This is a genomic window from Rhizobium sp. L43, from assembly GCF_002531725.1.
Lineage (GTDB): Bacteria > Pseudomonadota > Alphaproteobacteria > Rhizobiales > Rhizobiaceae > Rhizobium.
Genome location: NZ_NWSQ01000037.1, coordinates 39,760 through 49,629, shown reverse-complemented (window position 1 = coordinate 49,629; position 9,870 = coordinate 39,760). Strand labels below are relative to the sequence as shown.

At 61.8% G+C, this 9,870-nt stretch carries 11 protein-coding genes; 6 read left to right on the top strand and 5 right to left on the bottom strand.

The window, feature by feature from the left end; genetic code table 11:
- Positions 1-158: 158 nt before the first annotated feature.
- Positions 159-1,112: an ADP-ribosylglycohydrolase family protein gene (locus tag CO667_RS31195; RefSeq protein WP_097622022.1), complete on the top strand. Its 954-nt coding sequence runs from the start codon at positions 159-161 to the stop codon at positions 1,110-1,112.
- 190 nt (positions 1,113-1,302) lie between these two features.
- The gene (locus CO667_RS31190) at positions 1,303-1,944 is read left to right on the top strand and encodes a metallophosphoesterase family protein (protein WP_097622021.1); all 642 of its coding nucleotides are present in this window, start codon (positions 1,303-1,305) and stop codon (positions 1,942-1,944) included.
- A gap of 82 nt (positions 1,945-2,026) precedes the next feature.
- On the opposite strand, the gene CO667_RS31185 is transcribed toward CO667_RS31190, so the two are convergent.
- Both CO667_RS31185 and CO667_RS31180 read right to left on the bottom strand, forming a co-directional pair.
- Positions 2,027-2,365: a hypothetical protein gene (locus tag CO667_RS31185; RefSeq protein ID WP_097622020.1), complete on the bottom strand. Its 339-nt coding sequence runs from the start codon at positions 2,363-2,365 to the stop codon at positions 2,027-2,029.
- A gap of 5 nt (positions 2,366-2,370) precedes the next feature.
- Positions 2,371-3,168 (bottom strand): thioredoxin family protein, encoded by a 798-nt coding sequence (locus CO667_RS31180; RefSeq protein ID WP_097622019.1) that lies wholly within the window; start codon positions 3,166-3,168, stop codon positions 2,371-2,373.
- 117 nt (positions 3,169-3,285) lie between these two features.
- Here CO667_RS31180 and CO667_RS31175 point away from each other — a divergent pair, with 117 nt between their 5' ends.
- The 3 genes from CO667_RS31175 (at position 3,286) to CO667_RS31165 (ending at position 6,415) form a co-directional block, all read left to right on the top strand.
- A complete protein-coding gene (locus tag CO667_RS31175; RefSeq protein ID WP_097622018.1) occupies positions 3,286-4,506 on the top strand; it encodes a helix-turn-helix domain-containing protein in 1,221 nt (406 codons plus the stop codon).
- Between the two features lie 45 nt (positions 4,507-4,551).
- Positions 4,552-5,184: a PQQ-binding-like beta-propeller repeat protein gene (locus tag CO667_RS31170; protein WP_097622017.1), complete on the top strand. Its 633-nt coding sequence runs from the start codon at positions 4,552-4,554 to the stop codon at positions 5,182-5,184.
- 316 nt (positions 5,185-5,500) lie between these two features.
- Positions 5,501-6,415: an esterase gene (locus tag CO667_RS31165; protein WP_097622016.1), complete on the top strand. Its 915-nt coding sequence runs from the start codon at positions 5,501-5,503 to the stop codon at positions 6,413-6,415.
- A 67-nt stretch (positions 6,416-6,482) separates the two neighbouring features.
- Here the strand turns inward: CO667_RS31165 and CO667_RS36045 are convergent, their stop codons facing one another.
- From CO667_RS36045 to CO667_RS31155, 3 genes are all read right to left on the bottom strand, one after another.
- Entirely contained in the window at positions 6,483-6,662 is a 180-nt protein-coding gene (locus CO667_RS36045; RefSeq protein WP_245433379.1) for a hypothetical protein, read from the bottom strand.
- Positions 6,659-7,354: a hypothetical protein gene (locus CO667_RS31160; RefSeq protein WP_245433376.1), complete on the bottom strand. Its 696-nt coding sequence runs from the start codon at positions 7,352-7,354 to the stop codon at positions 6,659-6,661. Before CO667_RS31160 ends, CO667_RS36045 begins: the two co-directional genes overlap by 4 nt.
- Before the next feature lie 128 nt (positions 7,355-7,482).
- On the bottom strand, positions 7,483-8,034 hold the full coding sequence (locus tag CO667_RS31155) for a GNAT family N-acetyltransferase (RefSeq protein ID WP_097622015.1): 552 nt from the start codon (positions 8,032-8,034) through the stop codon (positions 7,483-7,485).
- Positions 8,035-8,119: 85 nt separating this feature from the next.
- On the opposite strand from CO667_RS31155, the gene CO667_RS31150 reads away from it, so the two are divergent.
- A complete protein-coding gene (locus CO667_RS31150; RefSeq protein ID WP_097622014.1) occupies positions 8,120-9,865 on the top strand; it encodes an ATP-binding protein in 1,746 nt (581 codons plus the stop codon).
- Positions 9,866-9,870: the final 5 nt, after the last annotated feature.

The window sequence follows — 9,870 nt, the reverse complement described above, 5'->3', positions numbered from 1 at the left end:
CCAGCACCCAGGATGAATCACAATTCTGCTGATTTGGGAATCCCACCTCGATTCCGATAAGCAATGAACCGCTCTAGTGGAAATCTCAGACGGTCAGTATCGTTGCTTAGCGAGGTTGCGCCACTTGCATGATGCCATGACTCTTTGCCTGAGGTTGAATGAAAATGATAGACAATACCATGAAGTCTCGTGCCATCGGTTGTATTTTCGGTCAACTTACAGGAGATGCACTTGGCTCGTTGGTGGAGTTTCAGACGCCTCAAGAAATAAGACAAAAATATCCCAATGGTGTTCGCGAAATTCATGATGGCGGCGCATGGAATACCATCGCCGGTCAGCCAACTGATGACTCCGAGATGGCGCTGGCTTTAGCCAGGTCGATTGTCGCAGAAGGAGCATATGTCCAGGATGCTGCCCGACATGCCTACGAAGACTGGCTGGCATCCAAGCCTTTCGACATTGGCAGGACGGTATATAATGGAATTCGCTACGAGCCCGACCATCAAAGCCAAGCCAACGGCGCGCTCATGCGCGTGTCACCTCTCGGCATTTTTGGATCTCAGTTTCCAACCGAACAGGTCGGGTTGTGGGCAGAGCAGGACGCCATCATCACCCATCCGAACCTTGTGTGCCGGCATATCAACAATCTCTTTGCTCGCGCGCTGTCGTACGCAATTGCCGACGGCCCGACGCCTCAAGATGTTTATCAGACAATCAGAAAATGGTCCGATGAGCTTGGTGTCGATCACAGCATTCGTGATGCAATCGCCACCGCCGAAAAGGAACCGCCAAAGGATTTCGTAAATCAGCAAGGCTGGGTGCTGACCGCGTTTCAGAATGCAATTTTTCAATTGCTGCATTCGAATTCCTTGGAGGACGGCGTTGTGAGTACCGTCTCCTATGGTGGCGATACCGATACGAATGCAGCGATTGCAGGAGCGTTGCTCGGTGCGATTTATGGGGGGCGTGCAATTCCCAGCCAATGGCGTGAATCGATACTGTCGTGTCGACCACATGAAGGAAACCCAAAAGTCGCGCATCCAAGGCCGGAACTATATTGGCCGGTTGATTGCATCGAGTTGGCCGACCAATTGTTGAAGAGGGCTGGCTAGCAATGCCGCACTCGTCCGCGGATCAGCGTCCTCGGTGGACGATGCGGCGATCAATATGCGAACTCAAGCCAAGGGCGAGGCAATCGCCGCAAGTGCCGGGAAATGAGTCAGATTTTCTGTCGGCAGTATTTGAGATCCGCCGCGGTGGTCCTGACTTCACCTTGCCCACGACAGGCGCTAAAAGTGAGACATGCGCTACACGTTTGCTATCGGCGATATCCATGGCTGCATCGATCCGCTGAACAGGATGATCGATCGGATCGAGGCTCATGCGTCTGAAGGCACGGTCGTCTTCCTTGGCGACTATGTCGATCGCGGGCCTGACAGTAAAAGTGTCCTCGATCGGATCATTGCCGGTCCATCGGGCCAGTGGTCGTGGATCTGCCTCAAAGGCAATCATGAGGACATGATGGTCGCTGCCTATGCCGACGGCGACAGCAGAGACGTGTGGATCAGCAACGGCGGGCTGGAGACCGAAATGTCCTATGACGGCAGGGTTCCGTCTCAGCATTTGCAATGGGCTACCGATCGTCCTCTCATGCACGTCGACCGGCATCGCATCTTTGTCCATGCCGGTGTTGTTCCGGAATTTCCGCTGGAACGGCAGACCAAGCGCGATCTTCTCTGGCTACGGTTCCCTCCCGGTGAGTCCAGCGACTATTGGGGCAAGCACCTGGTCCACGGCCATACGCCGTCGCTGTCCAACCCGGTGACGACGGGAAACCGCACCAACATCGACAGCGCCTGCGTCTTCGGCGGCAAGCTTTCATGCGCGGTCTTCGACGACGATGCTCCCGGCGGGCCGATCGATTTTATCGAGGTGAAAGCATGAACTTGGCCGCGCCGGTAAAGGTGTAAAGCCGGAGACGGCGGTGCAAGACTGCTGGGCGGAGATGCGGCGGTGCTTGCCACCATCACCTCCGCCTCCGACCCTGCCAACCGGCGATGAGCCGCAGCCAGGGCGCTAGATGGAAGCCGCCCATCAGCAGGTACATCGGCACCATTCCCCCGATCGGGAAGGCATCAGCCGTCGTCATGCACATCACCTCGGTGCTGCCGGTTGCTGCCGTCAGCAGTGCCATGAGCGCGAATGTCGGGGCGGCGGCGAATGCGAGCCGGCCGCCGACGCTCGCTACACTGCTGCTCGGCTTATCGGCTGATCCGTCTGCGGCGGCGGCCAGCGAGAGCCATTCTGCGGCGTTGAGGGCGGCGTTGCCGTCGCCTCTCTCCGGGGTGGGAGCGGAAAGCAGCATCGGCGTCACTCCTTGCCGTAGCGGTCGTGGTGGCGCCACCAGATGCCGGTTTCGTTGCGGCCCTTGGGCGCGCGGTCGAGCCACTGGTACATGCCCCAGAGCCCATCCAGCCCGCGGGCATAGCTGGAATAGCTGTGATAGACCGCGCCGTCGACGAGTTCGAAGGCGCTGACGCCCGGCCGGTCGCGGGTATAGGTGGCGACATCGGTGCCGGTCATGGCGGCGATTTCGGCGACCGGGCCCTCGTTGCCGGGCGACTGCCATTCCTGCACGGTCTTGCCGGCGAGCGGTTCGGGAGCGGGCGGCTCGCGGCGGTAGTTGTATTCTATGCCGCCCCCGCGCTGCTCTTCGGCGGAGAACCAGACGCTGAAATCGCCGTTGAACTCGCTTCCGAAGGACGAGGCCCAGGGAAAGCTCCAGCCCATGCGCTGCTTGAATGCCTCAAGTTTTGCAAGCGGCGCGCGCGAGACCGCCCAAAAGGCGACGTCGTGGTTTTCGAGATGGACGAAGACGCCGTTGAAACCGTCGGCGATGGACGAGCAGGAGGGGCATCCCGCGCTATAATCAGGCCCGAACATGAAGTGATAGACGAGAAGCTGGGAACGGCCGCCGAAGAGATCGTTCAGCGAGACGCTGCCGCCTTCGGTGTCGAAGCGATAGTCCTTGTCGATCTTCACACGGGGCAATTGCTGGCGCTTGAGCGCCAGCGCATCGCTCCGCCGCGTCAGTTCCTTCTCCTCCTCGAGCAGATCGAGCCTTGCTGCCAGCCATTGCTGTCGTGTTGCGTTCAGCTGTGCCGTCATGGGTCTTCTCCTTTGCCTGTCTATCGTCGTAGCATCCGGCGCGGGATGGCTGCCGGTCCTGAGCAGATTACGTCTGGGCAGGGGAGTGGCGGGAGTGACAAGTGTGACGGGATTTGAATGGACTCGCTGATCACAGCCGCGGCGCGGGCGCTGGCAACGGGTGACGCACTCGGCGCGTTGAAGCGGGTGGCGCTGCGCGACGATCCGCCGGCGCTGGCGCTGCGTGGCATCGCCATGGCACAGCTCGGCGATCTCGTTCGCGCCAAGGTGTTGCTGAAGAGTGCGGCGCGCGCCTTTGGCCCGCGCGAGGCGGTTGCGCGGGCGCGTTGCGTGGTCGCCGAGGCCGAGATCGCGCTCGTCTCGCGCGATCTCATCTGGCCGCCGAAGGCACTGGAAGCGGCGCGCAGGGTGCTGGAAGCGCATGGCGATAGGGTCAATGCCGCCCATGCGGGCAACGTCGCCATTCGCAGGCTGGTGCTGATCGGCGGCCTCGACGAGGCCGAGCGCGCGCTCGCAGCCCTTGATCCGACGCCGCTGCCGCCGGCGCTGCGGACCGCCCACGAGCTGGTGGCGGCTGGCATCGCAGTCCGGCGCCTGCAGACGCAGGCGGCGCGTGCGGCGCTTGACCGCGCAAGGGGTGCGGCGCGCGCGGCCGATATTCCGGCTTTGACGGCGGAGGTCGAAGCCGCTGCCCTCGTGCTCGATACCCCGGCAGCGCGGCTGATGTCGCGTGGGCAGGAACGCCCGCTGCTGCTTGGCGAGGTGGAAGCGCTGCTCGGTTCGGGCACGCTCGTCATCGATGCTTGCCGCCATGTGGTGTGGAACGCCGGCACGGTCGTCTCGCTGGCGACGCGGCCGGTGCTGTTTGCGCTTGCCCGCACGCTCGCCGAAGCCTGGCCGGGGGATGTGGCAAGAGGCACGCTGATTGCGCGCGCCTTCCGCGGCAAACACGCCGATGACTCTCATCGTGCCCGGCTGCGGGTCGAGATCGGTCGGCTGCGCGCTGAACTGCGGGGGGTGGCGGAGGTTTCGGCAACGAAGCGCGGCTTTACGCTTTCGCCGCGCGCTGCCGGCGATATCGCCGTACTGGCGCCGCTTCTCGACGGCCAGCATGGGGCGGTGCTCGCGTTACTGGCCGATGGCGAGGCGTGGTCGAGTTCGGCTTTGGCGATTGCGCTCGCAACCAGCCCGCGCACCGTGCAGCGGGCGCTGGATTCGCTTGCCGGTGACGGCAAGGTGCAATCGCTGGGGCGCGGGCGGGCGCGGCGCTGGATGAGCCCGCCGCTATCGGCTTTCCCGACGATCTTGTTACTCCCTGGACCGTTGCCGAGCGATTAGGATCGGCCGAGTTATAGGCAAGCCAGAGTTATGGGGATGGAAGAGATGAAAAAATCAGCTGCGAATATCCTGCGCGAATATGGGCCTTTTCCCGGCGCCGAGCGCGTCAACGGCGTCACCTTCGACGGTGAGCACGTCTGGTTCGCCTCGGGCGACAGGCTGAATGCACTCGATCCCGCAAGCGGCGAGGTGGTGCGCGTCATCGAGGTCGCATCCCATGCCGGGACGGCCTTCGACGGCGCGTTCCTCTATCAGATCGCCGAGGATGTCATTCACAAGATCGACCCGAAGACCGGCCGTATCCTTGCCACCATACCGGCGCCTGGCAACGGCGGCGATTCCGGTCTTGCCTGGGCCGAAGGCACGCTCTGGGTCGGTCAGCACCGCGGCCGCAAGATCCATCAGATCGATCCGGAGACCGGCAAGATCCTGCGCACCATCGAATCCAACCGCGTCGTGACGGGCGTCACCTGGGTCGACGGCCAGCTCTGGCACGGCACCTGGGAAGGTGACGACAGCGATGTCAGGCGCATCGACCCGGAAACCGGAGAGGTGCTGGAACGGCTGGACATGCCCGAAGGCACCGGCGTCTCCGGCCTGGAATCCGACGGCGCCGACCGCTTCTTCTGTGGAGGCGGCGGCAGCGGCAAGATCCGCGCGGTGCGCCGGCCGGGGTGAGGCCCGGTCCCGCAAAGCGGGTGTGATCGATCCAGTGGATCGATCACAGGGCCGAACGCCCTGAGCTATGCGAAGGGCCGGGAGAAGCAAGGAGGGAAGGAAAGTAGCCGATGCGGTATATCTCTCCCCAGCGACAGTCAGCTCGCTAGCAATCCGGGCGCCAAGAGGGAAGTCGACATCAAGGGTCAAGGTGCTGGAATTTCGATCGAGTGATTGATTGATTTCGTCACGTGGCGATCTACCTTCGCGGCAGTGTCAAGGCTTCGGTGTCGGTCAAGGACTGCACACAAAGCCGGCGTGACCGCGAGGAGAGATTTTGAAACATCTGCGCACGACGCTCGGGCCTAAGAGCAAATCCGAACTTGGGATGATCCTCCCGCACGAGCACGTCTTCGTCGACCTCAGGACGCCGGACCAGCCCGGTTATGCCGAAGCAGACATCGAAGACGTCGTTCGGCTGATGGCCCCCGAGATCGAGCGGATCAAGAAGCTCGGGGTGACGGCATTGGTCGAATGCTCGACGGGCGGCGTCGGACGCCGTGCGGATATCGATCTTGCGGTTTCCATTGCGACGGATTTTCCGATCGTCGTGCCCACCGGCAATTACCGTGAGCCGTGGATTCCCGAATGGGTCCGCCATGCTTCCGAGAAGGAGCTGGAGGCGTGGATGCTTCGCGAGCTGACGGAGCAGATCGACGAGACCGGGTTCCAGGCGGGCTGGATCAAGCTCAGCGCCGGCGATGACGGCATGACGGCGCTTGAGACGAAAATCCTGCGGGCGGCCGCGCGCGCCGCGGCGCAGACGGACGCCGTCATCGGCAGTCATACGATCAGAGGACGGGTCGTTATGGATCAGCTCGATGTCATCGAGGCAGAGGGCTACAGGGCCGACAGGTTCATCTCGATCCACACGCAGGAAGAAAAAGACTTCGCCTATAATGTCGCCGTCGCCGAGCGAGGTGCCTGGATCGAATATGACCACGTCGGCCGGGGCGGAGACAGCGAGGTAGCAGAGCTGGTGATCAAGGCGCTGGAGGCGGGCTGCGGCGATCGCCTGTTGTTGAGCCATGACCGCGGCTGGTTCGATCCGGCGCTGCCGATGGGCGGGACGCCCAAACCGTATACGCATCTTTCCACGGTGTTGCTGCCCGAATTGAAACGGCGGGGCATAGATGATGGCACCCTGGTGCGCCTGACCCACGACAATCCGTTCGAGGCTTTCGCCCGATAGGTGCGTGGCCCGGCGAAAGAATCCCGCTTAATCATGCCGCGACGCCTGGAATTGCTCAAAACCCGGTTCAGCCGATTGCCGCCACTTCGGCGCCGCGAGAGCGGAGGTCGCCGACAATGCTGTGGGGACCGTTTAAAAGCCCGATCGGCAGGATGATGAAAGCGTTGGTGCCTGCCGGCAGGTTCGCGATCCGCTCGATCAGAAGCGCGCGCAACTTGTCCGCATCGATGAGATCGGTGGGCGTCACGATACCTTGGTGGTGATTTCCTCTCCGAGGCGTGCGATCTCTGCGCTCTTTCGAGCCTTGTACAGCTCGTCGAAATGGGCGCCGATCAGTCCGATCCGGCGGCGCAGCTCGAGAAGATAGGCGATCGAGGCGGGGCCGACGGAATTGACCGTTTCGAGCGTCAATGGCTTCTGCATGGCCTGCATTTCCCCGTCGGCGGCAAGCGTCTTCACATCGCGCCCGATCGATACGCCGTACTTCGCAAGCGCCAGGCCGATGCTCGGCGCGTCGGGGCCGAAGGCATGCTGTCCTTCGCCGATGAGGAGCAGGCTCGCCTCGAAACCGGAAAGCTTTTCGATCGCTCCCTTTGCCGGGGATGTCGAGAAAATGGTCTTGAACTCATCCTGATCGGATGGCGTCAAACCTGTAAAGACGGGCTTGATATCACTGTTCCTGAACTTGGTGGTCGACAGGGTGAGGCTGGGATTGACGTCGATCAGCACCGTCTTCGATTGATCGACCAGGCGTTTTCCCTCGGCGACGATGTCAGGAAAAGTGTCGGCGCGGATGCGCACGTAGCCGAAAAGCACATGGTCATTCGCGGGAGATTTGGCGCGCCAGAAGAGAGCGTTCTCCTGGTCTGCCGCGCGTGCCATCCCCGGCAGGAAAACTACGGCTGCAAGCGCTGCAAATTGCCGGCGAGTAATGTGCATGGCTGCCTCCTCGCTGAGCCCGATGCATGGCGGCGCATTCGCATCGGACTAATCGCGTGAAAGAGCATTTGTTCCAACTCCCGGTCGAAAAGAGGATCGTCCGAGAGGTAGGAGTCAGCTGGACTCGTTCAAGAATTCTCGGCGATATCAGCCGCGCCGCGCTCGTCGAACAGAAGCGCCATGCTGATCGCATCGATGAACCGACCGTCGATGCGTGCCGCACGCCGGACGATGCCTTCGCGGGCAAATCCCATCTTTTCGTAGAGAGCGATAGCACGAGCGTTGTCCTCATAAACATCGAGTTCAACCCTGGCAAAACCGCTTTTCTGCGCGGCTCTCAGTGTCGCCTCGATGAGCATGCGTCCCAGACCCTTGCCCCGATAGGCGGGAAGGATCCCCATTCCGAGCTTTCCGCGATGGGCGTGCGACGGGAAAAAATGCCGACTGATGTCGCACCAGCCGACGACCTGGCCTTGAGCGGTGGCAACGAATTGCGGATTGCCTTTTGCAATCATGCCCGTCACGAACTCACGCGTCTGCGGCAGGGGAGTTGCTTCCAGCATGGACAGGTATTTTTTCTCCCGCGCGACCACGTCGAGCGCATGATGAAAGCTGTCGATATGAGCGGCAGCGATCGGTTCGATCCTGATGCCTGATGTATCCGACGATGCTGCATCCATGTGCTTCTCCTTCAATGATCGCGATGCCTATGAGAGACCTGCCGCGGACCCGCACGGGAGCGCATAATTCACAATCCGTCAACCTTTGCGTGTCAATTTCTCAGTGGCAGTCGCCATCAAAAGGTTGCGGGTATTGAAGGTCAGGCTCACATCCCACATCACATTCGTCTTGGTGACGCTCACCTGCGCGGCGGCCGTGTTGCTGTGCGGATTTGCGTGGCTCGCCGCCGTCAAGGTCGACGACCTCTCGTTGCGCCGGCAGGCGGACTTTGTCGGCCAAGGCCTGGAAGAGCAGATCGCAGCGCTCCCCCGGGAGCAGGAAAGCGTCGCCAAATGGGATGATGCCTTCCTCTACGCCAATCAGCGCAACCATGACTGGCTGCTCGATAATGTCGGCCAGTGGACGAGCCGGTATTTCGGACATGACAGGACCTATATCTTCGACGATACCAATCGCCTGATGTTCGCGTTCCGCGACGGCGCGGATGCCATGCCGCCCCGGCTCGGCAGCGACGACGGCCAAGAGATGGCCGCTCTCGCCGGAGAAATGCGCGCCACTCTCGTCGAGCGGGCTGCAAAGCCCGGCGCCGAACCGCTTGGTCAGCTGGCTGAGGTTCGCACGATCATGATCGGCAACAGGCCGGCAATAGCCAGCGCGCGCCCCATTCTGCCGAGTTCGGCCAGGATGCAGGTCGAGGCGGGCCAGGAGTTCATCGCCGTCTCGGTCAAGTTCATCGATGGAAAAGTTGCTGAAAACATCGCCCATCATGCGCGGCTCGAAGGATTGCATTTCACGCCTTCGAAAAGTGCGGATGAGCGGGTGCAGGTCGCTGTGCCGTCCCATGACGGCGGCACGATCGGCTATCTCGTATGGCCGCCCATCCTGCCGGGATTCATGCTGCTTCAACAGATCGCGCCGGCCGGGCTTGGCTGCCTGGCGCTGCTGATCACCGTCGTATTCTGGCTCGGACGCGGTCTGCATCGCACCTCGCTGACCCTGCTGGACAGCCAGGCCGAGCTTACCCACCACCGCAACCATCTGGAAGAGATGGTGGCCGATCGAACGGCCGAGATCGAAAGGCAGAGAGAGGAACTGGACCGGCTGCTGGTGCACGAACGCCAGGTGAATGCGCTCCAGCGGCAGTTCGTCGCCATGGCGTCGCACGAGTTTCGCACGCCGCTCGCCATCATCGACGCCGCTGCCCAGCGGCTCTGCCGTTCGACCACCAATGTCAGCGGCGATTACGTTCACGAAAAAGCCGGCGTGATCCGCAGCGCGGTGGTGCGCATGGTCGATCTGATGGAAAGCATCCTCGCCAGCGGCCGGCTCGAAACCGGGCAGATTAACTTGAAGCGGAGCGAAGGCGATCTGAAAGCCGTGCTCGCCACCTGCTGCGACAGGCAACGCCACCTCAGCCGCTCGCATCAGTTCCATCTCGATCTCGCGCCCATACCCGATACATTGACGTTCGACCGCAGCGCGATGGAACAGGTCTTCACCAACCTGATTTCTAACGCCGTCAAATATTCGCCCAACGCGCCCGACATTCATGTTCGCGCCCGGGCCGACGACAAGACCGTGGAGATCGCCATCTCCGACAGCGGCATCGGCATGGATGCGGACGATCTGCCGAAGCTGTTCCAACCCTATTACCGCGCCCGCAGCGCAACGGGCATTGCCGGCACCGGCATCGGCCTGAACGTCGTCAAGCAGGTCGTCGAGCTGCATGGCGGCACCGTCGAGGTGACGAGCGCGCTCGGCCAGGGGACAACATTCACCATTCTTCTGCCAATAGAGTTTCTATTGTCGGATCAACACGTTGCAGCTTAAGGAAG